Genomic DNA, 24630 nt, shown 5'->3' on the forward strand with positions numbered 1-24630 from the left:
ATGATGTCGGATTCCTTCATGATCAGAAGGTCTTCGCCATTGAGCTTGACTTCGGTGCCCGACCACTTGCCGAACAGGATGCGGTCGCCAGTCTTGACGTCCAGCGGGACCAGCTTGCCAGCTTCGTCACGAGCGCCGGAGCCGACAGCGATGATCTCGCCTTCCTGCGGCTTTTCCTTTGCCGTGTCGGGGATGATGATCCCGCCAGCGGTCTTGGATTCGGATTCGACCCGGCGAACGACCACGCGGTCATGAAGCGGGCGGAACTTCGACTTTGCCATTTTTTCTTCCTCGATGAGAACGGTGAGAACAGTTCCTCCGTCCGGCGGCGCCGGACATATGAGTTAGCACTCACCAATGGCGAGTGCTAACGTGGCGCTGAAATAGGCCGCCGCCCTGCCAGAGTCAAGGCGGTCGGAGCGCCTCTTGGCACCTCGATGACGAACTTATCGGGGCTTGGCCGAACCGAACACCAGCAGCGGGCAACGCTCCGCCAGGGGATAGCTGCCGCTCGGCACGACGCGCACGTCGTCGAACCAGTTGCTCGCTTCCTCGATCAGCATTGCCAGCGTCGCGAAGCTGTAGCTTATGTCCGAGCCCGCATAGACGTCTATCGTGTTGATCGACACCATGGTCCAACCCGTCCTCGCGGCAAGAGCTTCGCGGTTGGGGAACAGGCTGTCGAAGGTGTCGCGGATCGTTCGCACCTTGATTGCGAAATCGCGGTCGTCGGTCGTGCACGCCATCGCGATCCGCCATTTGAGCGCGTGGAAATTCTCGACCCCGCCGGCCAGAACCAGAGCTTCGATGCCGCGCGGATCATCCGCCGTTTCCGGCCGAGCAAAAACGCGGATCGCCGCACGCCTGCCAGGCTTCAGCACCCTCGCGATTTCGCCAAACAGCGAACCGCGCGCGGCTTTGGAATCGACCGCCGACAGGCATCCGTCGCCGATGACGGCGTCGAAACTTGCCCGATCCACTGGCAGGTCAAGCCAGTTGCCGGCTATCGCCTTTCGCGATCCGTCGTCGCCGGCCCATACGCCGGAAATCATGGTGGCCGATTGATCGACCGCCAACATCGATCTGCCCAGGATTGCCAGTTCCGGCGTCACTCCAAGGAGCAGGACGTCGGCATTTTTCAGATCGAATTCGCGATCGAATATGCCGATGGTTTCCGCTGTTGGCCGGAGCGGCGCATCCAGAAGTTTCCAATGGCGGTGATAATTGTCCCAGTGATTTGTCATGCAATTTATTGGGCCATGGACGTCTAGATTTAGATACCCATCGGGGCTTAATAGAGGTTGTTGTATAAGCCAAGAGGTCGATGATTGGCGCGTATTCTCGTGGTCACCCATGAGCATGACCGATTCCTGGGCAGGCGCGACATCCTGCTGCGCAGGAGCAGCCCATACATGCTTTTCGACATTCTCGCCGAATTGAAAAGGCGCGGCCATTCGGTTCGGGTTCAGCAAGGTCTGTCGACGCCATTCAGCGCCGATATAGCGGTGTTGCATGTCGACGCCACGGTGACGCCCACGGACTATGTCGACTATGCATCAAGTTTTGCATTCTGCCTCAATATCGGGGCGGTCGACATATCCAAGCGTCGGATCAGCGGTGCATTGGTCGACAGAGCTGACAGCTGGCAAGGTCAGGTGATCGTCAAAAGCAATCTCAACAATCAGGGTATTCCGGAGACGTTCCTCAATCGGCAATCGCAACGCGCGGGCAAGCCTCAGCTATTTCCGGACATGCCTGTTCAGGAACCTTACGCGATCCATGAGTCGATCGGCGATATTCCACAAAGTATCTTTGACCGCGCCGATCTGGTCGTGGAAAAGTTCATTCCGGAAAGAGAGCGCGATGGCTTCGCGGCGCGCTTCTGGGTGTTCTGCGGAGACCGCGAGCGCTGCACGCGTTATGTATCGCCCAAGCCGTTGATCAAGGCATCCGAAACGATCCGACGTGAGCCTGTTCCGGTCCCCGATGAACTGCGTTCGCTGCGGCGCGCGCTCGGCTTCGATTATGGAAAATTCGATTTTGTGGTGCATGACGGCAGGGCGGTGCTGCTGGATGCGAACAAGACCCCCGGCCGTCCCAGCAATTTGAGGAGGATGTTCGCGGCAGGCGCTTCCGATCTGGCCGATGGGTTTGAGAGCCTGATCCGCGGTGTGCGATAGATCAATGATGGGTGTTCTACAAAAACAACCGCAGCTGCGTGTGAATGATCGAACGATAATCTTCGATCGTGCGGCGGCTTTCCGCTTCGCCCTCGGCAAGCGCCAGGCGCACGACACCGCCGGCGAGCTGGAAGATCAGGATGACCATGCGTTCGAACTGCTCGCGCTTCCCGGGCTCGAGCAGGGTGATGACATGGTCGCAGAACATCCTGGCTTGATGTCGGGTTTCGGCGATGTCGAGATTCTTGAGCGCCTTGTCGGCCTGGATGGCGTTCTGCAGATCCTGGATGGCCGGATCGCCGGCGACGCGGCTGAGATAATCGTCAAGCAGCCGGTCGGCGGCCACGATCACGTCCTTCGCCTCGCGGACGTCGGCGATGATCGCCGTCAGCCGGGCACGGCTGACTTCTGAAAACCGCTCGTAGAGCATCGCCAGGATCGCCGATTTGTTGGGAAAGTAATGGTAGACGGTGGCGATCGGCCCGCCCGCCAGCATGCCGACTTCCTTCATGGTGACGGCGTCGATGCCCTTCTCGCCGATCAGCCGCATGGTCGTCGACAGGATCGCGTCGATGCGCTCGCGGCTGCGTTCCTGCTTGGGCCTGCGCCGGGGCTCGGTGGCTGTTCTGTTCACTTCCGTCATGCACCGATCTTTCGCACGGGTTTTTCAAAATCCGGTTGACAAGAAATATGATCAAGTATCAGTTTCTAGAAATGCTGACAGGTTGTCAGTTTTTTTGCCGCGCGGCAAGGACGTTGGGAGGCGCCTTTGGCTTCGACAAATACCGGGCACTCGGGCAATGGCGACTGGCTGGTCGGCAATCCGACCGGCGCACAGCTTGCCTCGGCACTGTGGATCGGTTCGGTCGGCCTGCTCATCCTCGGGCTGCAGCCCGTGTTGCTCGGCGCGCTCTACACCGAGGGCCATGTCAGCGGCGATGAACTGGCGCTGGTCGCGACCGCCGAGATGATCGCCATTGCCATCGGTTCTGCTGTCGTGGCGATGCTGCTTTCGGCCCACAACATGCGCCGGAAAAGTGCCGTCCTTTTGCTGTTGCTGGCGCTGGCCAATGTGTGGACGGCCTATGCCGCAACCGCCAACACGCTGATCGGGGCCCGCGCCCTGGCCGGTCTTGCCGAGGGCGGTCTGGTGGCGGTCGCCACGGAGTTGATCGCCCGTTCGCGGCGCGCCGAGCGCATCGGCGGCTATTTCGTCACCATGCAGACACTGGCGCAATGCGCGCTTGCCCTGTTGCTGGCGCTTTATGTCATCCCGGCAGCCGGATCGGCGGGCGGCTTCCTCGTTCTTGCCGTCGTCTGCATCGCGTCGCTGGCGGTCGCCTTCACCGTCCCCGGGGACTACGCCGATCTGCCCAAGGAAGAGAATCTGGCCAATGTGCTGACGATTCCTTCGCTCACCGCGCTGCTGTCGGTGTTCTGCTACTTCATGTTCTTCGGTGCGGTCTGGGCCTTTCTGGAACCGCTTGGCGCGCAATACGGCATCGATGGCCGCACCGTCGGCCTGATCGTCTCCGCCAGCCTCGCGGCGCAGGTCCTGGGTGCGATGACGGCAACCGTTTTCGAGGCGCGCATCGATTATCGCTTGGCCATCGCCGCGATCGGTGCCATCGCGCTTGTCAGCTCGCTGGTTCTCGCCAGCGGACCTGGCCCCGCCACATTCTGGATCGCCGCCCTGGTCATGGGCTTCATCCTCTTGTTCATCGTGCCCTATCAGATCCGGCTGGCGATCACCGCCGACGAGACGCGCACCGCCGTGCTGCTGGTGCCCGCGGCCCAGCTGTTCGGCCTGGCGATCGGACCGATCGCCGCGTCGCTGCTCATCGACGGCAAGGACTTCCGGCCGGTGCCGGAATTCGCCGCCGCCAGTGCTGTGGCCAGCGTGGTGCTGCTCGGTCTGTTTATCCTCGTGACGCGGCGCCGCCGCGCCGTTGCCTGAGCGGGGAGCGCCATGTCGAACAGATGGAGCAACTGGTCGGGCATTGTCACCGCCGAACCGCGGTTGATCGCCAGTCCCGCCGATGCCGGCGAACTGGGCGATCTGGTGCGCACAGCGCCGGGTCCGATCCGCGTCGTCGGCGCCGGTCATTCCTTCACCCCGCTGGTGAAATCCAAGGGCACCATCCTGTCCTTGGAGAAATTGGAAGGGCTGGTCTCGCACGACGCCGAGAAACATCAGGCGCGGGTGCGGGCAGGGACCCGGCTCGGGCCGCTCATGCACATGCTGCAAGGCATCGGCCAGGGCCTGCCCAATATGGGCGATATCGACCGCCAGGCCATCGGCGGCGCGCTGGGCACGGCCACCCATGGCTCGGGACCGACGCTCGGTGCCTATCACACGCAGCTGGAGACGGTGCGGATTGTCGACGGGTTGGGCAAGCTGCGCGACTTCAAGCGGGCAGGGGACCAGGAGATGATCCATGCCATTGGTGTCGCGCTCGGCGCCTTCGGCGTGATGACCGAAGTAACGTTGAACAACATTGCCACCTACCGGCTGCGCCGCCGCAAATGGGTGCTGCCGATCACTGAGATGCTGCGGGACTTCGAGACGATGATGGCCGCCCATCGCTCGGCCGAATTCTACTACATTCCGTTTTCCGGTTACGCGCAGTTCATCGCCAGCGATCTCAGCGACGCGGCACCGACCCCGCGACCGCCGGAAGCGGATGAGGCCGGGTTGAGGACGCTGCGCCGGCTGCGCACCGCGCTCGCCTGGCTGCCGTCGCTGCGCGGCCGCCTCATCCGCTCGGCGGTCGCCAAATTTCCGGCCGAGGACTACGTGCAGGACTGGCTCAACGTCTATGCCAGCGACCGGCAGACCAAGTTCAACGAGATGGAATACCATTTGCCGTTCGAGGAGGGGCCGAAGGCGCTGGCCGAAATCATCGAGCTGACGGAGAAGCGCTTTCCCGAGGTCTATTTCCCGATGGAGGTGCGCAGCGTTGCGCCCGACGAATTCTGGCTGTCGCCATTCTATAGGAGGCCGACCTGCTCGATCGCCATCCACCATGACGCAGCGAACGATCCGCTGCCGTTCATGCGCGCAGTCGAGCCGATCTTCCGCAGATATGGCGGCAGGCCGCATTGGGGCAAGATGCACAGCCTGACAGCGGCGGAGCTGAAAAAGCTCTACCCGCGCTGGGAAGACGCCATGGCGGTGCGCCGCGACATCGATCCGCAAAACCGCTTCGTCTCGCCCTACATGGCCGGCCTGTTCGGCATCGAGCCCAGTCCTTTTGGCATCGAACGATGAGCGCCTATTTTTCCGCCCTGTCGGACGCACTGAAGACCGCCGGCATCTTCCAGCCCTGCCTGGTGCTGGATATCGGCCGGCTGGACCGCAATATCGCACTGGTGAAAGAGCGGCTTGACCCCGCTCTTGCTGTGCGGCTGGTCGACAAATCGCTCGCCTGCCTGCCGCTGCTTGCTCATATCGGCAAGGCTCTTGGCACCAATCACGTCATGACCTTCCATCCGCCGATCAGCGGGGCGGTGGTGAAGGCGTTTCCGGATGCCGATCTGCTGTATGGCAAACCGATGCCGGTCGATGCGGCAAGGGCTGCGCTTTCGAAAGGCGCGGCTGACTGGTCGCGTGTCTGCTGGTTGATCGATACACAGGAGCGGCTGGCGGAATATGGCGCACTCGCTGACGAACTCGACATCGAGCTGCGCATCGCCTTCGAGATCGATGTCGGGCTGCATCGCGGCGGCTTTGCCAGCCCGGAGGCGTTGTCGTTGGCTTTGAGCGCAATGCCGGCCCGGCTGCGTTGCCAAGGTGTCATGGCCTATGAGGCGCATGCGCCGCACATTCCCGGCCTGTTCGGCGGGCCGGTGAAAGCGTTGGCAAAGGCGTCGGCGCAGGCCACGGCGTTCGTCGCTTGCCTCGGCGCGGACCAGCGCCGCATCTTGAACATCGGCGGCAGCAAGACCGCACTGCTCCACCATGGCGGCGTGGCCAACGAAGTGTCGATGGGCTCGGCCTTCGTGCTGCCCAGCGATTTCGATACGCCCGGCCTCGAAGGCTTCCTGCCGGCGGCCTTTATCGCGACGCCGATGCTGAAAGTGGTCGAGCCGATGCTGCCCGGCCCGCCTGCCGTCACGCGCCTGCTGCAGGCACTCGGCCGGTTTCCGCGCAAGGGGTGCTACCTCTATGGCGGCAAGTGGATGGCCGAGCCCGTGTTCCCCGAAGGCATGAAGACGAACGCCCTGCTCGGCCTGTCCTCCAACCAGCAATTCATGGGCTTGCCGGCCGATGCGACCGCAAGGCCAGGCGACCATGCCTTCCTGCGCCCGACGCAGAGCGAGGCCGTGCTGCAGCAATTCGGATCGATCGCGGTGTTTTCCGGCGGCAGGATCGCCGATCGCTGGCCGGCGCTGCCGATGGGGTGATCGCCTACGCTTTCACCGGGATCCAGATCTCCAAACCGCCATTGCCGCCGCGTGGATCGAATTCGGGGCCGTAGCGTTCGAATTCCGGCGCTGTGCTTTTGATGGCCAGCGATCTTCTGGCACGAACGCTGCTGCCGCCGCGGGAACTGCCGGTCGGCATCAGCTCGGTCGGTGCGTTCTTCGTCGTCGCCATGCTCATCCGCAACCGGCTTTGAGCGCGGTCGGAAACGGCCTGCTCAGACCGTCCAGAAATAGCGCACGATGTGAAAGAACACCGGGGCGGCGAAGACCAGGCTGTCGGTGCGGTCCATCATGCCTCCATGGCCCTCGATCAGATGGCCCCAATCCTTGACGCCCTGGTCGCGCTTGATGGCCGAGGCGACCAGACCACCCAGAAATCCCATCGAGCAGGCGACGAAGGCCACGGCCGCTGCCTGCAACGGCGAAAAGGGCGTCACGAACGACAACAGCGCGCCGAGCAGGCTCGCCGACACCAGTCCGCCGATCAGGCCTTCCCAGGTTTTCGACGGCGAGACGTTCGGCGAAAAACGGTGTTTTCCAAACAGCTTGCCGAAGATGTATTGCAGCACGTCGCTGCCTTGCACGACGATGATCAGGAAGGCGATCAGCAGCAGGGTGCGGCCTTCGAAGCCCGGCACGTCGAGTGTCAGCAGCGCTGGAACATGGCTGACGCAATAGACCGAAATCATCACCGCCCATTGCTGCGCGGCGATCCGCTCGAGGAAGCGTTCGGTGTCGCCATGCAGCGCCGTGATGGCCGGCATCAACAGGAAGCAATAGACCGGAATGAAGATGACGAAGAGCCCGTACCAGGCGGTCCACACCAGCCAGTATTGAAACGGTATGATGATGCCGAACATGCCAAGCAGCACCCAGTGGTCGCTGCGGCGGGTGTGCGTCAGCGTCACGAATTCGCGCAGCGCGGCGAAGGAAATCAGCGCGAACAGGATGGTCATGCCGTAGCGGCCGAAGAAGAAGGCGACCGTCATCATCGCCACCATCACCCACCAGGCGTTGATGCGCTGGGTGAGATTGACCAGGGTCGAGCTTAGCGGCTTCGGCGCCCGCGCCGAAAGTATGGCGGCGACGATGCTGGCGGTGGTCAAAACCGCCAGCAGGCCGATGATCAGGATGGAGATCTCGTGGCGCATCAATCGTCTCGCTCGGGACGCGGGTTGAGCGCCAGAAGCGTGGCGTGGGCACGCTCGAGAAAGGCGCGGCGCTCTTCGCTAGGCGCCACGGCGACCGGTGCGCCGAAGACGACGCGGCACAGCAGCGGCACCGGCAGGAACTGGCCCTTGGGCAGCACGCGTGACATGTTCTCGATCCAGCACGGGATCAGCTCGACCTGTGGCCGCGCCATCGACAGATTGTAGAGCCCGGAGCGGAAGGCCAGCAGCGGCTCCTCGGTCATGTTGCGGGTGCCCTCGGGAAACAGGATCAGCGAGTGGCCCTGGTCGAGAACCGACAGCATGATCTCGATCGGGTTTTCCTCAGGCTTCGTCCATTGCCGGTTGATCAGCACCGACGAAAGCATGTCCTCGGCAATGAAGCGGCGCAGCCGCGACTTTCCCCAATATTCGCCGGCAGCAACCGCATGCGTGATCGCGCGTTCCCTTTCGCTGAGGCACGCCGACAGCAGGATGAAGTCGCCATGGCTGGTGTGATTGGCGAAATAGATGCGCTGCCGGTCGGACGGCAGGCTGCCGCTCCATATCGGACGCACGCCGGTCACCATCCAGGCCAGCGCCGAGAGGCCGACGGAGGTTACCGTCTGCAGCAAGGTGAAGGTTTTCAGCGAAAGCTTGTTCATCGCGGCGCCCAAAACCCCGCCGCCAGAAGTGCTACGGCAAACAGGGCGAGGGCCGCACGCTGCTTGAACAGCAAGCGGCTTGTGCCAGCCATGCGGTCATCGAGCGTGCGTGTCGTGGACGCGGCGGGTTTCAGGCGCATGCGCGCCAGCATGTCATCCACCGCGGCGCCGCCGGAAACCTCGTCGTCGTGGCTCGCCATCAGCCGGAAGAGCAGCGCATCGAACGCCAGCAATGCCGACAGCGTCAGCACGGCGACAGCGCTTGCGGCGGTGATGGACAGGGCGATCGCCGCAGGCAAGGTCTCGAAGGCTCCGCGCGCCGACGCGGCCAGGGGCCCAAGGATATTTGCAGCCACCACGACTGCGGCCGGCCATGCGGCCTGCTGCATCAGCATGCGGGCGAAGCGGTCGGCGCGTTCCTGGTAAGCATTGCCGGTCATGACGCCGCCTGCTCCGTGGTCTCGGCAAGATGAACCGGCCGGCCGGCTGCTATCAGCATCTCGCGGGCAAGCGTCGGCGCCTGGGCTCTGCCGGTCGCAACCAGCCATTCGGCGACGACGCCGGCGCTCCGCTGGAAGCCGAGCGCACAGCACACCAGCACGGTGCCGTCGCGGCGCGCACTTTCCAGCGCACTGGCGGCCTGTTGCTGTATCGCCGTCGGCGGCGGCAACAGGTCGATCATCGGAAAGCTGATCCAGCGGCAATCGGCTCCTGCCGGCTTTTCAAATTCGGCGGCGAGGTCGATGATCGTGCCGAAGCTGTTGGCCTCGCTTGCCGTGGGAAAGCGCCCGAGAAAAACGCCGTCGGCAATCGCCACCTGGGGAGCAAGATTACGCGTCCAGGCCCACATGTTTGCCCTGGCGCCGAGCCGGTAGGGCAAGAGCAGAATACGGCTTGCAAGGGTGATGCTGCCATCGGCGGATTTCTGGAACACCTTCGAGCCGGACCCGGCATAGGCGAAGGCGACGATGGCCAGCGCCAGCGCCGGCCAAAGCAGGAAGAGCGCGACGGCGCAGAAGAAGGTGCCGAGCGCGGCACCGGCCAGGGCGAGGACGGCGCCCAGCGCATAGAACCGCGCCAGCCGCCGCGCCTTCGCATCGCTGGTCAGCCGGATGCCTGAAAACGGCAACGCGCCGCTGCGGGGAAACAGCCACAGCGCGAAAAACCCGAGCAGCGCGCCGGTCGGGATGTCGATGAAATGATGCTGCCAGGTCGTCAGCACCGAAGCACCGATGAGGAAGCACCAGCCATGCCAGACCGGCAGGAGAAAGCCGCCGAGCCGGTTGCGCCAGTGATCCCAGATGATCACCAACAGGGCGATGTGCAGCGAGGGCGCCTGGTTGAACGGCTTGTCGAAACCGCCGAGCACGGCAAACAGGAAGCCCGGCAGTCCGGTCGTTGCCGTCCGCACGAACGTCGCGGTCAGTGGGAACAGGATGAAGCAGGCAACGGCGACGATCTGCGCCGTGAGATAGCGCCCGGCCAGGCGGTCGACCCCTTGCCTGTTGTCGTTGAGCAGCAGCGACAGGCCGTAGAACAGGTTGATCGACCAATAGGGCACGATGGTCCAGGCGAGGAAGGGGATGCTGTGTTCCCAGGCGAATACGATGCTGCCGACGTCATCGCGCCGCGACGCCAGCCAGTTGGCGAAGCCGTAGCTGAGGTAGAAGAACGGCGCCAGGAAGGCCAGCCAAAGGGCTGCCCTGACGACCACCCTGCCATAGGGCTCGGTGCGCGCGGTGGATGCAAGCGATGACACCATCCTGTTCAGCGTCGCCGCGCGACCGAGACGGTGAAGATGCCCCACTGGTCGATGCGCTGGTCGAGCTTGTCGAAACCGGCGGCCTCGACGAGCTGGTCCATCTCGCCTTGCGTGCGCCGGCGCATCACCCAGGCCTCGCCGCCGCGATGCGAGGTCAGGCTGCGGGCGATCATCTCGAGCTGCGGATGCCAGGGCTGGTTGGTGTAGAGCAAAAGACCCCCCGGCTGCATGGCGCTGGCCAACCCACCGAGCGAGCGGGCGATCATCGCATTGTCGGAGAACAGCTCGTAGAGGCCGGAGACGATGGCGAGGCCGGGCGCCGGATCGATCGAGCCGAGCATATCGGCATCGAAGGCGTCCGCACGCTGGAACGAGACATCAGCCGGCAATTGCCGTTCGGCGATCAACTTGCGGCCAAGCTGCACGTTGAGGTCGGAATAATCCTGCAGGCGCACGCTCGCCGGCTGGTCGGGGCTCTTGACGATGGCATCGAGAACATAGCGGCCGTGGCCGGCGGCGATGTCGAGAATGTGCGCCGGGCGGCCTGCGGCCTTGAGCGTCGTCAGGCAAGAGCCGATCAGTTCTTCGAGATGCAGCTTGCGCTGGCGGATGCCGCGCCAGCCTATGGCTTCCAGGAAGATGCGGTCGATGACACGGCCAAGGGGTGTGAGACCCCGCGCGTCGTTCTCATAGACATAGTCCAGCGTCGAGCCGGAATCGAAGCCGGTGGCGATGCCGGTTTTCATGCCCTGCGAGATCCAGGCGCCCATGCGGATGGAGGCACGGCTGAATGCCCAGTAGAGGCCTTTGGGCGACAACGGATCGAGCGGCGAGGCAAGCCTGTCGGCCTCGTCGCGGGTGTAGCCGGCAATATCCGCCTGCTTCAGGTCGACCGGCGCGTCCGGCGTGGCGAACTGCCTGGCCAGGAACGGCCGGATCAGGTCGAGGGCCCGCGCCCGGTCGCGCTCGCCCAGCGTGTCGTGGAAGAAGCCCGGCAACACATGGCGTTCCTTGGCGCGACTGCCGAGATTGACGAAGAACTCATGCTGCGGACCGTGACGCACCACCCAGTCGCTGCCCGAAAGCAGAAGCTGCGTCGGCACGGTGATGGCGCGGGCGTCAGCGACGATCCGCGCGGCATACTGGTACAGTTCGACCAGGATGTTGGAGGCGATCGGCCGCGTGATCAGCGGATCGCTCTCGAAGGAGGCGATGCGCACGAGATCATGGGTCAGGAATTTCGCCTTGACGTAGGAATTGACGAAGAAGCGGCCCTTGATCTTCTGCCACAACGCAATGCCTTCCCTGGCGAAGGGCACGTAGAGTTTCACCGAAAAGGCCGGTGAGGCCAGCACCATGGCGCGCAGCTTCGGCGCATAATCATGCACCCAGGCTGCGGCGAGCACGGCGCCGAAGGATTGCGCGATCAGCGCGATATCCCGCGTGGCGAAGCCATCCCTGGCGGCGATCTCGCGCATGAAGCAGTCGATGTCGCGCACCAGGGCCGAGAAGGACGGGGCATAGCCGCGCTCGCCGGACGAACGACCATTGCCACGGGCATCCCAGGCATAGAAGGCGTGGTCGGGCATCCGCAATTCATCGACGAGGTGGGCCATGCGGCCGCCATGTTCATGGCCGCGATGGAAGAGCACCACCGCGCCCTTGGTATCGGCGGACGCCGCCGGCCAGAACCGGTAGAAGATCTCCGTCCCGTCATGGCTGCGGAAGACCCGCTCCTGCGCTTGCCGCTCAAGGCTTTCCGTGGCCGCGGCGGCGATCGGCTCGTGCATCATGGTCTTTCCCTCTGGCGGCATGGCGAGCCTCGATGCTCAGCTGGCGCTGCCAATAAGGCCGGCGCGTATCCGGTTTATGGCGGTCAGCAGCGAAAGCGTTGCCATGGCCGGAAACACAAACGGCGCGATGGATGCCGGCCAGAGCCCGGCGGCGCACAGCACGGCGACCACGCCGAGCGCCATTGCCCTGTCGCTCTTGCCGAACGGCCCGGCATAGTTGCGTCCGACCTTGGCGGCGATGCCGAGCACGCCGGCGAACTCGGTCAGCACCGCCGATATCGCGAAGGCGATGACGCCCCATGCGCCAAATTCCGGAAAGACGGCAAAAGGGAGAATTAGCGCGAAGTCCGAAACGACGTCGCAAAACTCGTTCAGATACATGCCGAGCGTCGAGGCCTGCCCATGTTCCCGCGCCAGCATGCCATCCACGGCATTCAGCGCCATGCGCACGAACATAACCGCTGGGACAAGCAGCAGCAGCCAGCGCCATTCATGCAGAACCGCGATGGCCGCTCCTGCCGCCATCGACATCAACGCCGCCAGGATGGTTATGCTGTTTGCAGTGACCCCGATTGCCGCCAGCCGATTGACCAGCGGCCGCAGCCTTCCCTGGAAAGCCGGCTTGAGAGCGTAAAGCGTCGGCATTTTCGTGATCCCCCGATCCTGACCAACGGCTGTACATCAATATGTCAGACACGACCAGCATGACGTGGCGGAGCGGCTATGCCGACTGGCATGGAGACCAGGCGCTCACCAATCGCTAACCATGACTGCAGCGCATGGCTGTCATGCGCATTTGCCGGCTTCTTGTGCAACGCGGCATCTTGAATAGTAAGCACGCTTATTATATATCCCGCTCATGGTTTCCGATGGCATCGACAGATTGGGCTTCTTGATCCACGACGTGCAGCGCCTTATGCGCAAGCGCTTCGAGGCGAGGGCCAGTGGCTTGGGGCTTTCTTCGGCGCAATGGCGGCTTCTGGTGCGCGTTGCCAAGGAAGACGGCGTCGCGCAGGCGCGGCTGGCCGAACTTCTCGAAATCGAGCCGATCAGCGTTTCTCGCCTGGTCGATCGCATGGAGGAGGGCGGCTGGATTGAGCGTCGTCCCGACGCCACCGATCGCCGGGTGCGCATGATCTTCCTGACGCCCAAGGCGAGCGAAGCCTACGCCGTGATCAAGAGCATTGCCGGGGAAGTCTACGAGGAATCACTGGTCGGCGTGAAGCCGGAAGCCCGCCGTGTCCTCATTGAGGGGCTTGAAGCGATGGTCCGGAACCTGACCGACGACGAGACGCCGTCCATTGAAAAAGTAAAGACAGAAGGCGCAGCAGCATGAACGCGGTAGCCAAGATAGACGAGAAAGTGACCGAGCTGGAAATGGAAGCGCCGGAGAAGCCGGCCGCCGCCCCGGTGACGGTTGCTCCCCCGGTGCAGCCAGCCCTGACCCCTGTGAAGAAGAAGCGCCGGCTGGGTCGCTTTCTGCTGATGGTCGCACTGCCTGCCGCACTGGCTGCCGGCGGCGGCTATGTCTGGGTCACCGGCGGCCGCTACCAGGAGACGGAGAACGCCAATCTGCAGCAGGCCAAGGTCTCGATCGCTTCCGACACGGCCGGGCGTATCGTTCAGGTCGACATCGCCGACAACCAGCTGGTCAAGCAGGGTGATGTGCTGTTTGCCATCGACCCTGAGCCATACCGGATCGCGCTGGCTCAGGCCGACGCGGCGGTTGCGGGAGCGCGTCTCAATGTCGAGCAGTTGCGCGCGGCTTATGGCCAGTCCATGGCTCAGCAAAAATCCGACACCAGTCAGGTCGCCTTCGCCCAGTCGCAGTTCGACCGCGCCGCCGACCTTGCCCAGAAGGGCATCAACGCCAAGTCGTCACTGGACGAGGCCAAGAACGATCTCGACAAGGCCAAGCAGCAATTGGCCGTTGCCGAGCAAGGCATCATCAGCGCCAAGGCAGCGCTTGGCGGCAATCCCGACATCGAGACCGACAAGCACCCGACCGTGATGGCCGCGCTCGCCGCGCGCGACAAGGCGGCCTACGACCTGGCGCGGACCACGGTCAAGGCGCCGGCCGACGGCGTCGTCAGCCAGGCTTCCTCATTCAAGGTCGGCCAGTATGTCGGTTCCGGCACGCCGCTGTTCTCGCTGGTCGAGACCGGCGACACCTGGATCGCCGCCAATTTCAAGGAAACGCAGCTCACCCACATGAAGCCCGGGCAGAAGGCTGATATCGTGGTCGACACCTATCCGGGGCGCACCTTCGAAGCGACGGTCAAGGCGATCGGCGCCGGCACGGGAGCGGAATTCTCGCTCCTGCCGGCCCAGAATGCCACCGGCAACTGGGTCAAGGTCACGCAGCGCATTCCGGTGCGTCTCGAACTGACCGATGCCGACGCCAAGATGGCGTTGCGCACCGGCATGAGCGCCACCGTTACCGTCGACACCGGCGTGGCGCGTGGCCTGCCGTCGATCTTCGGTCACGCCACGGCTGGCGAGACCGCGCAGTAAAGTCAGCGGAATCCCGCGGGGACCTGCGGGTGGAAGCGAGTAGCAGGATTGGTCTGATGGAGGAGTGGGAAGGATCAGCGTCTGGGCGAAGCCGCCGCGCGGCTTGACCGGAATCTGAAATCTTCGGCACGGACCCGTCGGTCCTCATGTTTCCGGGCGGCAGGCATCCGCTCATCAGAGACTTTCGGTCGATGTAACCCCCACATCGATAATCGCGTCCCACCGCGATGAAGGTCTCTCAACGGAAGGCTTTGCCGCCCGGAAACCCGTTGTACACGTTTTTGTTACCTGCTGGAAGTTTCACGTCATGAGCACGCCCGAACCCTTCAAAGAAGTGCCGCATCGCGGCCTGATCACGGTCGCCCTCATGCTGGCGACGATCATGCAGGCGCTCGACACGACGATCGCCAACGTCGCGCTGCCGACCATGACCGGCGATCTCGGCGCCTCGCCGGACAACATCAACTGGGTGCTGACCTCCTACATCGTCGCCGCCGCCATCATGACGCCGGTGACCGGCTGGCTGGCCGATCGCTTCGGCCGCAAGGAACTGTTCCTGGGGGCGGTTGTCGGCTTCACCGTGTTCTCGATGCTGTGCGGTATTGCCTGGAGCCTGGAGAGCATAGTGTTCTTCCGGCTGATGCAGGGCGTGTTCGGCGCCGCCATCGTGCCACTGTCGCAAACCTTCCTGCTCGACATCAACCCCAGGGAACGCCACGGCCAGGCAATGGCCATCTGGGGCGCCGGCATCATGCTGGGGCCAATCCTGGGCCCGACGCTCGGCGGCTGGCTGACCGAGAATTTCAACTGGCGCTGGGTGTTCTTCATCAATTTGCCGGTCGGCATCATCGCCTTCCTCGGCATGGCCGCCTATCTGCCGGCGGTTGCCCGGCGGGTGCGCGGTTTCGATTTCTTCGGCTTCGCCATGTTATCGCTCGGTGTCGGTGCGCTGCAGCTGCTGCTCGACCGCGGCGGCGAGGTCGACTGGTTTTCCTCGATCGAGATCTGGATCGAGCTTGCTCTTTCCCTCACCGGCTTTTGGGTGTTCATCATCCACACGATGACGGCGGAACACCCCTTCATCGATCCCAAGATCTTCCTCGATCGCAATTTCGTCACTGGGCTGGCGTTCATCTTCGTCATGGGTGTGCTCATCCTGGCCTCGATGTCGCTGCTGCCGCCGATGCTGTCGACCATCTTCGGCTATCCAACCGTCACCATCGGTGTCGTCTTGGGGCCGCGCGGTGTCGGCACGATGATTTCGATGCTTGTCGTCGGGCGGCTCATGAGCAGGATCGACGCCAGGATTCTTGTCGTCATCGGCTTTCTGCTGACAGCGCAGTCGCTCTACACCATGTCCACCTTCACGCCGCAGATGGACAATTGGCTGATCCTCAGCTCCGGCGTCATCCAGGGCCTGGGCATGGGCATGGTGTTCGTGCCGCTGTCGACGGTCGCCTTCGCCACGCTGGATGTGCGCTTCCGCACCGACGCCACGGCTCTGTTCAGCCTGGTGCGTAACCTTGGCTCGTCCATTGGCGTGTCGGTCGTAACCGTTCTGATGGTGCGCAACACGCAGGTCAATCATTCCGAGCTTTCGGCCTTCATCAATCCGTTCAACCCAAATCTGTGGGCGGTCTCCCCAGCGGCCGCAAGCGGCGATCCAATGGCGCTGTCGCAAGTCGACCGCATGGTCAATCTCCAGGCGATGATGATCTCCTACGTCAATGACTTCAAAATACTCATGGTGATGACGCTGCTTGCCATCCCGTTTGTTTTCCTGCTGCGCAAGCCAAAGCAGGCGCCTGCCGCTGGCGGACCAGCCGCGCACATGGACTAGATGCCGTTGCGCTGGAGGTTGTATGTCTCCGTGGCAGCCAGTCTGGAGATCATGATCATACAGCCTGCATTCTCAACTATCCCAGTAGCGGATGGCGCAGTGGCGATCGCCTCGGGCGGTTGTCGGCCGAATCATCCTGATGTCGAAGAATACTGAGTCTGGAAGCTCAAAAGAGGTTCGAGAACAGCCCTTGGCTTCAGGTATCGAGGCTCCGCAGCCTCGATCTCGATCCAGTTCATCTGTCATTAGTATATACGTAACACTATGGGGACTTCCGTCTGCAAGTGAGCGGTATTTTCCCATGCGCCAAATCGGAGGAACTCTGTTTGGTCACGAAATCATCCAGGCTAGCCACCGAGGTGCCCGAGTCGAGCGGCCTGGCCGCACTAGCAAAACTGGCTACGGCTTCCTACGAAACCCTTGAGCACGAGCTTCGAGCTACGATCGTCGGGCTCGAAGGCCAGGCACTCCGTTTCAAGACGGTGATCGACAACATATCGCAAGGCATTTGCTTTTTCGACGCCGATGAACGTCTGATCTTGTCTAACCGTCGCTATGCGGAGATCTACCGCATTGCGGTGGAGCAATTGCAGCCGGGCCTGACACTGGGTGAAATCGTCGAGCGACGCGTCGCTGCCGGAACATCCGCTATGGCTGCCGACGCCTATCTAGCATTGGCCCGGTCGGTCAATTCGAGTGTCACTTCAAGAATCTGGACCGCCAACCTCACCGATGGCCGGACAATCCAGGTCTGCCACCAACCTATGCCCGACGGCGGCTGGGTTTCCACGCATTCGGACGTTACGGAACTCGCGGCCAATCGCCAGATTGTCAATGAACGCATCTCGCTGCAGACGCTGATCGACTGGGTGCCGGGCTATCTATGGGTCAAGGACACCGAAAGCCGCTTCGTGATGGTCAACAGGGCCCTTGCGTCCGACAATGGCCGGGACAAGACAAGCGACATGATCGGCTTGACCGACTTTGATCTCCATGCTCCCGAACTTGCGCAGAAATTTCGCGTGATCGAACAGAACGTCCTCACCGGCGGACAGCCGATGATCGACGAGGAGGAGTTTGTTGTCGATGCGTCCGGCGCCGGCAAGTGGTTCTCGTCGACGAAGGTTCCGCTGCGCAATGTTAAAAATGAGATATTCGGTCTAATTGGCATCGCCCACGACATCACTGCCCGCAAGCAAGCCGACGTCCTCCGTGACGGGCAAGCGCAAATCCTGGAAATGATCGCGATGAGTGCTCCGCTCGAGGACGTGCTCGACCGCCTCATGCGTCTCGTGGAATCCCAGCTGACAGGCATATTCGGTTCCGTCTTGCTCCTCGACAAGGACGGCAGCCATTTGCGGCACGGTGCGGCGCCGAGCCTGGTGAAAGGCTATACGAACGCCATCGATGGCATCGCCATCGGTCCCAAGGTCGGATCGTGCGGGACCGCGGTCTATCGGCGGGAGCCGGTCATTGTCGCCGACGTCATACAAGATCCGCTGTGGGAGGATTACCGCGAACTGGTGGCGGTATACGGTTATCGTTCTTGCTGGTCGACCCCGATCCTGTCGCATCAGGGCGCGGTTTTGGGTGTCTTTGCAATGTATTCGATGACGGTGCGTGAACCGGTCGAGGCCGAGACCCGGCTGATTGATTTCACGACCCGCATCGCCGGTATAGCGATCGAGCGCAAACTGGCTGAAGACCAAATCCACTTCATGGCAAATCATGACGTGCTTACCGGGCTTCCTAATCGCGCCTTGCTGGAGGACCGGCTTTCTCAAGCCATCTTGTACGCGCAGCGATACGATCGCTGGGTGACGCTGGTGTTCATCGATCTGGACAATTTCAAGCTCGTCAACGACACGCTTGGCCACAATGCCGGAGACGAGCTCCTGAAGACCGTCGCCAGCCGTATGGTCGAATGCGTAAGGGCGACCGACACCGTTGTGCGACTTGGCGGCGATGAATTTGTGATCGTCCTGTTCGACCAGCCCACGGATGTCGATCTCATCTCCCAGAGCTTGCAGAAGATCCGGGCCGCGATCGCGGAGCCGGTTCATCTCGGAGAGCATCAGCTACGAACGACCGCCAGCATCGGCATCGCGAACTATCCCAAGGATGGAGCGAGCCCGGAAACACTCCTGGCCAATGCCGATGCAGCCATGTATCGCGCGAAAGAGTTCGGCCGCGACAATTTCCAATTCTACGCTCCCGAATTCAACTCAAGGGCTCATGAAAAATTCGTGCTTCAAGAGGAATTGCGAAACGCCTTGGCCGCCTCGGAATTCGCGCTGGTCTACCAGCCGCAAGTTGATCTTCGCTCGGGGCGTGTCTTTGCGGTGGAAGCGTTGATACGCTGGAACCACCCAACACTGGGCCTGGTAGCGCCGACCAGCTTCATTCCTGCGGCCGAGGAGACCGGTCTGATCGTGCCGATCGGCGATTGGGTCCTGCACGAAGCCTGTCGACAGAACAAGGCCTGGCAGGATGCGGGTCTGCCGCCGATGACGGTTTGCGTGAATGTGTCGGCTCGGCAATTCAGGGAAAGGAACCTGATCGGACGTGTCGTCAATGCACTCCAGGAGAGCGGCCTTGAGGCAAGCTATCTGGAGCTGGAGTTGACCGAAAGCCTCATCATGCAGGACACCGATTTGGCGGTCGCGACGATGAACGAACTGCAACATCTTGGCGTTCAGATATCGATCGACGATTTCGGGACGGGCTATTCCAGCCTCAGCGCACTCAAGACGTTTCCAGTTGCGCGGCTGAAGATCGACAAATCTTTCATCAACGACGTCGCCGATGACGAAAACGATCAGGCTGTTGCGAGCGCCGTAATTTCGTTGGGTCAAAAGCTGAACATGAGAGTTATCGCCGAAGGCGTCGAAACCGACGATCAAATCGCCTTCCTGCGCAAGAACAATTGCGATGAAATGCAGGGATATCACTTCAGCAAACCGGTCTCCGCACGGGACATCGAGACCTTGCTCAACCCCAAGGATTGACGGATCAGCCATTGGTCCGCCGCGCAGCTTGACGAAGAAGCCGGCGGCCGACGGCGATACGCCTGCTGCTATTTCCCGAGCACGAGGCTCCAGTAACGGAGGTTGCTATCGCTGCCATCGCGCACATAGGCAAGGCCGAAGCGGGTGAAGCGCGGATCGAGCATATTGCGGCGATGGCCGGCTGAATGCACCCAGATATCGAACAGCTTCTGTAGGTCGAAACGGCCCTCGGCGATGTTCTCAGCGGCCGCACCCGCAATGCCATTGCCTTTGACGCGCGAGGCAAAATCCTTGCCCCATCCGGTGGTGTGGCTCATGCGACGGCGTTGCGCCATGTAGCCGGCCTGCTGCAGGGCGGCCTGTTCGAGCTGCCGGTCGGGTACCAGCGCCGCGAGCCCGGCCGAAGCGCGGATGCCGGCCAGCGTGCCAGTGGCGGATGAGGAAACCCTGGCGCCTTCGCCGGCCGGCAGCGAAACGGTGCCGCAGGCGGCGAGCCCGGCCAAGGCTGCGAGGCCGACGCCCTTCAGCAGCATGCGCCTGTTCAGATTCGGGATCGGGTGGTTTTCGATTTTCGCAACGGTCATGCCCACCTGAAATAGTGGCGATCATGGCTTTTGCCGGGCAGGGCGGCGAAAAACGGGGTCGAATCGACGATCCTAGGCTGCTGTATCGAGATTTGTGTCCGAGGTTGGATTACCGCCCATCCGATCGTCTTCCGTATGCACCCACCAGGCGCCGAGCGCATCGATCAGCGGCACAAGCCCGCGACCCGGCGCGGTAAGATCGTATTCAACGCGCAACGGATAGCCCGAATACACCGTTCGCCGCACGATACCGGCGTCCTCCAGCTTGCGCAGTTCCAGCGCCAGAATGCGGTGCGAGACCGTTGGGTTGTCGAGGTGATCGATCGGTTCGCCGCCTGACGCGCTTCAGGTATTTTCAACCGCGCGGCGCCGACATGCCTGGCGCCCCGCCACTGCAAACCCGCTTGCTGATCCGAGGAGAGAACCGGAAATCAACTCAACCGATCAATGGACTTGGCGACAAGCGGCCCTAAATCGACTAGAATTGCGCTTGAACGAAAAGTGGCAGCTCCGGGCGGCCATCCTGGCGGTGACCGCCCCGACACACGGGAGGATGGTTATGGCCGGCTTTCATGTCATGGCGGACGCACGTGGGATGCATGTGCAGCCAGCAGTGCGTCGCATTACCACGTCGGACCTTTGGGATGCACTGCGCCTCGGCGCCGAGGATTTCTGGGCAAAGCCATCGCACTACGTGTTCCTGTGCCTGATCTATCCCATCGTCGGCCTGATCCTGACGCGGTGGACGTCGTCTGGCGCCAATGCCATCCAGCTTATCTATCCCTTGATGTCGGGGTTCGCACTTGTCGGCCCGTTCGCCGCGCTCGGTCTGTACGAGATCAGCCGCCGGCGCGAGCTCGGTATGAACACCTCCTGGTGGCATGCCCTTGACGTGCGCCGCTCGCCGGCGATTCCGTCGATCGCGGTGATCGGCATCATGCTGGTCGCGCTGTTCCTGTTGTGGCTGTACACCGCCCAGTCGATCTACACCGGCCTGTTCGGCGACCGGCCTCCGGCATCGATCGGCGGCTTCGTCCGCGAGGTGTTGACGACCGGCAAGGGCTGGACGCTGATCCTTGCCGGCAATGCCGCGGGCTTTGTCTTCGCCGCGGTCGTGCTGGCCACCACCGTGGTTGCCTTCCCGTTGCTGCTCGACCGCGATGTCGGCGCCGTTTCGGCCATCGAAACCTCAGCGCGGGCGGTCATGACCAATCCGCTGCAGATGGCGCTATGGGGGCTGATGGTCGCCGTGCTTCTGGTGATCGGCTCGATCCCGCTGTTTGCCGGGCTCGCGGTGGTCATGCCGGTGCTCGGCCATGCCACCTGGCACCTCTACCGCAAGGTGGTCGAGCCGGAGCGGGAGCAGCAGATAAGGCGACCGATGTAACGAAGCGCTCTCAGCGCTGCGCGTCGGTCGCCATCTTCAGCGCCAATGCCGCCAGCACGGTGCCCATCATCCAGCGCTGGATGACCAGCCACAAGGGCCGTCCGGCGAGGAAAGTTGCGATCGAACCGGCCGTCACCGCGATGATGGCATTGACGGTAAGGCTGATCGTGATCTGCGTGGCGCCCAGCACCAGAAGCTGCGACAGGACATGGCCTTTGCCCAGGCTGATGAACTGCGGCAACAGCGACAGATAGAGCACGGCCACCTTCGGATTGAGCAGATTGGTCATCAGGCCCATCGCGAACAGCTTGCGTGGCCGGTCCCTTGGCAGTTCGCGCACCTGGAATGGCGAACGCCCGCCCGGCTTCACCGCCTGCCAGGCAAGCCACAGGAGATAGAGCACACCGGCAAAGCGCAGCGCGTCATAGGCATAGGGCACGGCGAGCAGCAGCGCGGTGATGCCGAAGGCCGCCGCCAGCACATAGAAGAGAAAGCCGAGCGCCACGCCACCGAGCGAGATCAGCCCGGCCTTCGGTCCTTGCGACAGGGATCGCGAGATCAGGTAGATCATGTTGGGGCCTGGCGTCAGCACCATGCCGAGGCAGACCAGGGCGAAGGCGAGATGATTGGCGGTTTCGGGCATCGGTTCGTTTCCCTAGCGGGCTGCCGTGGGTACGTGATCCCGCGAGCGGTCAACATGTGCCTGTCCCGGCAGGCACGCGCAAGCGCATGACGACGCCAGCCGTTGCGCCAGTTGGTTGCCCGTGCCTCTGGATCAGCCGACGATGCGCAGGTTCGTTGCCGATTTCCTTGCTCGGATCCGTCGGATCCTCGCGGAAGCGTGAAACGGGTGTGCAACCCGCGCCTCACTATCGGCGGCCGCCCTAAATGTGGGCCAAACGTTCGGAGGCGTCTCTCATTTCGCGAGAGTAATGCGGCGGCTGGCATACATCTCGCGATTTCCAAGAGCGGCCGTGCAATCCGTTCTGACGGATGAGTTTCCCGTCATCTGCACGGTCTTGCCAACAAGCCTCAGGCAGTCGCCTTGGCTGCTCATATCTGAGTTGCCGGCGTAGGAAATGGGAGCGTCAGGCGCATAGATGAAACCGCTGATCACGGAATTCGCGCCGCCATTCAGCGTCAAGGCGGACGTGTTCCCGCGATCCTCGAAAATGGTGATGCCGGCATAGGGGCCGCTGGTGGGCGGGGAAAGGTTAACCTGCTCATTGGCATTTATGTAGATCTGTGCGCCTTCCGTGAGGAATATGGTCACGCCCTGGCCGGTCAGGCTACCGTTGCCTCCGGGCTTGATGGCGGTGCCGCGCAGGATGTAGACGCCCGGATCAAGTGTTATGTCTCCCGACAATGTTTTGTCGCAATAAGTGCCAGGTGACAGCGTGTAGGTTTTGCCGTTCGGGACCGGCAGACACAATGTGAAGGCGGGAGGGATGACGTCGGCCAAAGGATCAAACGACGCATATTGATGCTCGATCGGCGTTCCACAGGTGAGATTGGCGCTGGGTGGCGAAAGCCCGGAAGTGCCGCCGACAGTCGAGACGCAGCCCGCTGAAACCAGCGCGGAACCGCCTCTGCTCACGGCATCGGACGCATCGGAGTTTGCCGCGATTACGCAGTTGGCCATCGAGACATTGGTCGAGCCCTGCAGGCTCACGGCGGCCGATGCCTGCGGATCGAGCGCCAGCACGCAGGCTTGCGCGCCGGGCTCCAGTTTGACTGAGGCTGAGCGGTGAGCCTGCCAGGAGGGCGCGCCGCGGATGAAGCTTGCACGGCTGATGCTGGACGAAACCGAGATGTAGTAGGCGCTCGCGTCCCCACTTGCCGCGGCCGAAAAGGTGGAGACGCTGCCCGAATATTCTTGCTGGTCGGCGGCGCTCATGTTGGCCGAGAAAAATGTCAGCCCGAGCGCCCGGACATCACCTGCCGTCATGCCGGGTGAGTACTTCGTGGCGACGGCAAGCCCAGCCGCGTCCAGTGAGTTCTGCAATTGCGCGGCGTCGTCGCTCGTGCCCACCAGATCCATGATGCCGGCCATGCTAACCATTATCGGCAGCATCGCCATGGCGGTCGCCAAAGCAAAGTTGCCGCGCCTGTCGCGCGCGAATCTGAGGATCATCGCCTTCAGCATCCCTGCCCAGAAACCAGTTTTCGGCATGACAATGCTGACAAAATGCTAAATTTCATGTTGCTGGATGCCTCAAAGACCGGCCAGCTCTTTGATGGCTCGTTAACTATGCCGGCTCCGACGGCACAATACGCCGCGTGACAACCCGCTGAAGCTTGGAAGACACTAGCGCCGCGGTCCTTTGCGCGAGGCATCCACTACCGCTCTCACGGCCACGCCGAAAGCTGGTGACAGGCCGGAGCGGTTCGGCTAATCCGAACCGGCCGCGGCGACCGTCGGCCGTGGTGCTCGTATGATCATGACTGAAGGAAATGGCATGGCGGATTCGCCTGAAATCATCGGCTCGCTCGAAGACGTGTCGAAGGCCTATTCGGCAATCCTGTGCGATGTCTGGGGCGTGGTCCACAATGGCGAGAGGCATTTCCCGGTGGCGGCCTCGGCGCTTGCGAGGGTTAGAGAGGCGGAAATCCCCGTCGTCCTGATCACCAATTCGCCGCGCAGAAGTGCTGATGTCGTGGCGCAGATGAACGCGATCGGTGTTCCACCCTCAGCCTACGACAGGGTGGTCACGTCAGGCGACGTGACCCGGGATTTGATCGCCGAGGGCCCGCGCAAGATTTTCCATATCGGCGCCGACCGTGACTTCACCCTCTATGAAGGTCTCGACGTCGAGCTTGTCGAGGAGTTCGAGGCGTCCGGCGTCGTCTGCACCGGTCTGTTCGATGACGAGGTCGAGAAGCCCGAGGATTACACCGAGCTTCTGCGGCGATTGCGCGCCAGGAACCTGCCTTTCATTTGTGCAAATCCCGACATCGTGGTCGAGCGTGGCGAACGCCTCATCTGGTGTGCCGGCGCGCTGGCACGCGATTATGCCCAACTCGGCGGCCGCACATTGATCGCCGGAAAACCCTACGCGCCGATCTACGACGTCGCCATGAAGGAGATTGTGGAGCTACTCGGCCGGCCGGTCGAACGCGGCCAGGTGCTGGCCATCGGCGACGGCATGATGACCGATGTGAAGGGCGCCGCCGACAATGGCTTCGACGTTCTCTATGTCTCCGGCGGTATCCATGCCCGCGACTATGGCGATGCACTGCAACCGGATCCGGCAAGGCTGGCGACCTTCCTGGAAAAGCATGGATATCGTCCGGTGGCCGTCATTCCCAGACTGCGGTAGG

The 24630-nt window shown here is 62.5% G+C and carries 22 protein-coding genes and 3 pseudogenes; 11 read left to right on the forward strand and 14 right to left on the reverse strand.

The window, feature by feature from the left end; translation table 11 throughout:
* Together NKG99_RS16060 and NKG99_RS16065 are read right to left on the reverse strand one after the other, a co-directional pair.
* On the reverse strand, positions 1 to 281 hold a 281-nt coding region (locus tag NKG99_RS16060; RefSeq protein ID WP_352869401.1), incomplete at its 3' end, for a co-chaperone GroES.
* Between the two features lie 165 nt (positions 282 to 446).
* Positions 447 to 1244, reverse strand: a complete 798-nt coding sequence (locus NKG99_RS16065) for a class I SAM-dependent methyltransferase (RefSeq protein WP_352869403.1) — start codon at positions 1242 to 1244, stop codon at positions 447 to 449.
* A gap of 84 nt (positions 1245 to 1328) precedes the next feature.
* On the opposite strand from NKG99_RS16065, the gene NKG99_RS16070 reads away from it, so the two are divergent.
* The gene (locus NKG99_RS16070; protein ID WP_352869405.1) at positions 1329 to 2180 is read left to right on the forward strand and encodes an ATP-grasp domain-containing protein; all 852 of its coding nucleotides are present in this window, start codon (positions 1329 to 1331) and stop codon (positions 2178 to 2180) included.
* A 16-nt stretch (positions 2181 to 2196) separates the two neighbouring features.
* Here the strand turns inward: NKG99_RS16070 and NKG99_RS16075 are convergent, their stop codons facing one another.
* Positions 2197 to 2823 (reverse strand): TetR/AcrR family transcriptional regulator, encoded by a 627-nt coding sequence (locus tag NKG99_RS16075; RefSeq protein ID WP_352869407.1) that lies wholly within the window; start codon positions 2821 to 2823, stop codon positions 2197 to 2199.
* A gap of 126 nt (positions 2824 to 2949) precedes the next feature.
* Between NKG99_RS16075 and NKG99_RS16080 the strand changes: the two genes are divergently transcribed.
* Genes NKG99_RS16080 through NKG99_RS16090 form a run of 3 tightly spaced genes read left to right on the forward strand, consistent with a single transcriptional unit; the run spans position 2950 to position 6587 of the window.
* On the forward strand, positions 2950 to 4137 hold the full coding sequence (locus tag NKG99_RS16080; RefSeq protein ID WP_352869409.1) for an MFS transporter: 1188 nt from the start codon (positions 2950 to 2952) through the stop codon (positions 4135 to 4137).
* Positions 4138 to 4149: 12 nt separating this feature from the next.
* Entirely contained in the window at positions 4150 to 5451 is a 1302-nt protein-coding gene (locus NKG99_RS16085; protein ID WP_352869411.1) for a D-arabinono-1,4-lactone oxidase, read from the forward strand.
* A complete protein-coding gene (locus NKG99_RS16090; RefSeq protein ID WP_352869413.1) occupies positions 5448 to 6587 on the forward strand; it encodes a DSD1 family PLP-dependent enzyme in 1140 nt (379 codons plus the stop codon). The genes NKG99_RS16085 and NKG99_RS16090 overlap by 4 nt, the downstream gene beginning before the upstream one ends.
* A 4-nt stretch (positions 6588 to 6591) precedes the next feature.
* Here the strand turns inward: NKG99_RS16090 and NKG99_RS16095 are convergent.
* A pseudogene (locus NKG99_RS16095) lies at positions 6592 to 6678 on the reverse strand (AraC family transcriptional regulator); the annotation flags it as partial.
* On the opposite strand from NKG99_RS16095, the pseudogene NKG99_RS16100 reads away from it, so the two are divergent.
* Positions 6674 to 6802, forward strand: a pseudogene (locus NKG99_RS16100) (iron ABC transporter permease); the annotation flags it as partial. The pseudogenes NKG99_RS16095 and NKG99_RS16100 overlap by 5 nt on opposite strands.
* Positions 6803 to 6823: 21 nt before the next feature.
* On the opposite strand, the gene NKG99_RS16105 reads toward NKG99_RS16100, so the two are convergent.
* From NKG99_RS16105 to NKG99_RS16130, 6 genes are read right to left on the reverse strand one after another with little or no spacing between them, the layout of a single operon-like run.
* Positions 6824 to 7759, reverse strand: coding sequence for a phosphatidate cytidylyltransferase (locus NKG99_RS16105; protein WP_352659454.1), 936 nt, complete (start codon positions 7757 to 7759; stop codon positions 6824 to 6826).
* Positions 7759 to 8421: a lysophospholipid acyltransferase family protein gene (locus NKG99_RS16110; RefSeq protein WP_352869415.1), complete on the reverse strand. Its 663-nt coding sequence runs from the start codon at positions 8419 to 8421 to the stop codon at positions 7759 to 7761. Before NKG99_RS16110 ends, NKG99_RS16105 begins: the two co-directional genes overlap by 1 nt.
* Positions 8418 to 8861, reverse strand: coding sequence for a hypothetical protein (locus NKG99_RS16115; RefSeq protein ID WP_352869417.1), 444 nt, complete (start codon positions 8859 to 8861; stop codon positions 8418 to 8420). Before NKG99_RS16115 ends, NKG99_RS16110 begins: the two co-directional genes overlap by 4 nt.
* Positions 8858 to 10183 carry a phosphatase PAP2/dual specificity phosphatase family protein gene (locus tag NKG99_RS16120; protein WP_352869419.1) on the reverse strand — a complete coding sequence of 442 codons (1326 nt, stop codon included), beginning with the start codon at positions 10181 to 10183 and terminating at the stop codon, positions 8858 to 8860. The genes NKG99_RS16115 and NKG99_RS16120 overlap by 4 nt, the downstream gene beginning before the upstream one ends.
* 5 nt (positions 10184 to 10188) lie before the next feature.
* The gene (locus NKG99_RS16125) at positions 10189 to 11973 is read right to left on the reverse strand and encodes a bifunctional alpha/beta hydrolase/class I SAM-dependent methyltransferase (protein WP_502910958.1); all 1785 of its coding nucleotides are present in this window, start codon (positions 11971 to 11973) and stop codon (positions 10189 to 10191) included.
* 39 nt (positions 11974 to 12012) lie between these two features.
* The gene (locus NKG99_RS16130; RefSeq protein WP_352869423.1) at positions 12013 to 12621 is read right to left on the reverse strand and encodes a CDP-alcohol phosphatidyltransferase family protein; all 609 of its coding nucleotides are present in this window, start codon (positions 12619 to 12621) and stop codon (positions 12013 to 12015) included.
* A gap of 214 nt (positions 12622 to 12835) precedes the next feature.
* Between NKG99_RS16130 and NKG99_RS16135 the strand changes: the two genes are divergently transcribed.
* The 4 genes from NKG99_RS16135 (at position 12836) to NKG99_RS16150 (ending at position 19338) form a co-directional block, all read left to right on the forward strand.
* The gene (locus NKG99_RS16135; RefSeq protein ID WP_352869425.1) at positions 12836 to 13312 is read left to right on the forward strand and encodes a MarR family winged helix-turn-helix transcriptional regulator; all 477 of its coding nucleotides are present in this window, start codon (positions 12836 to 12838) and stop codon (positions 13310 to 13312) included.
* Positions 13309 to 14490, forward strand: coding sequence for an HlyD family secretion protein (locus NKG99_RS16140; protein WP_352869427.1), 1182 nt, complete (start codon positions 13309 to 13311; stop codon positions 14488 to 14490). Before NKG99_RS16135 ends, NKG99_RS16140 begins: the two co-directional genes overlap by 4 nt.
* 307 nt (positions 14491 to 14797) lie before the next feature.
* Complete coding sequence (locus NKG99_RS16145; RefSeq protein ID WP_352869429.1) at positions 14798 to 16330, forward strand: DHA2 family efflux MFS transporter permease subunit; 1533 nt, start codon at positions 14798 to 14800, stop codon at positions 16328 to 16330.
* 326 nt (positions 16331 to 16656) lie between these two features.
* On the forward strand, positions 16657 to 19338 hold the full coding sequence (locus NKG99_RS16150; protein WP_352869430.1) for an EAL domain-containing protein: 2682 nt from the start codon (positions 16657 to 16659) through the stop codon (positions 19336 to 19338).
* A gap of 68 nt (positions 19339 to 19406) precedes the next feature.
* Here the strand turns inward: NKG99_RS16150 and NKG99_RS16155 are convergent, their stop codons facing one another.
* A complete protein-coding gene (locus tag NKG99_RS16155; protein WP_352869431.1) occupies positions 19407 to 19922 on the reverse strand; it encodes a CAP domain-containing protein in 516 nt (171 codons plus the stop codon).
* A 72-nt stretch (positions 19923 to 19994) separates the two neighbouring features.
* A pseudogene (locus NKG99_RS16160) lies at positions 19995 to 20234 on the reverse strand (winged helix-turn-helix transcriptional regulator); the annotation flags it as partial.
* A gap of 247 nt (positions 20235 to 20481) precedes the next feature.
* Here NKG99_RS16160 and NKG99_RS16165 point away from each other — a divergent pair.
* Positions 20482 to 21309, forward strand: coding sequence for a DUF2189 domain-containing protein (locus tag NKG99_RS16165; protein WP_352869433.1), 828 nt, complete (start codon positions 20482 to 20484; stop codon positions 21307 to 21309).
* Between the two features lie 10 nt (positions 21310 to 21319).
* Here the strand turns inward: NKG99_RS16165 and NKG99_RS16170 are convergent, their stop codons facing one another.
* Both NKG99_RS16170 and NKG99_RS16175 read right to left on the reverse strand, forming a co-directional pair.
* A complete protein-coding gene (locus NKG99_RS16170) occupies positions 21320 to 21952 on the reverse strand; it encodes a LysE family translocator (protein ID WP_352869435.1) in 633 nt (210 codons plus the stop codon).
* 273 nt (positions 21953 to 22225) lie between these two features.
* Complete coding sequence (locus NKG99_RS16175; RefSeq protein ID WP_502910954.1) at positions 22226 to 23482, reverse strand: TadE/TadG family type IV pilus assembly protein; 1257 nt, start codon at positions 23480 to 23482, stop codon at positions 22226 to 22228.
* Between the two features lie 286 nt (positions 23483 to 23768).
* Between NKG99_RS16175 and NKG99_RS16180 the strand changes: the two genes are divergently transcribed.
* Positions 23769 to 24629 (forward strand): TIGR01459 family HAD-type hydrolase, encoded by an 861-nt coding sequence (locus tag NKG99_RS16180; protein ID WP_352869437.1) that lies wholly within the window; start codon positions 23769 to 23771, stop codon positions 24627 to 24629.
* Position 24630: the final 1 nt, after the last annotated feature.

The sequence above is a fragment of the Mesorhizobium sp. M1409 genome, from assembly GCF_040317535.1.
In the GTDB taxonomy this organism is placed as follows: domain Bacteria; phylum Pseudomonadota; class Alphaproteobacteria; order Rhizobiales; family Rhizobiaceae; genus Mesorhizobium.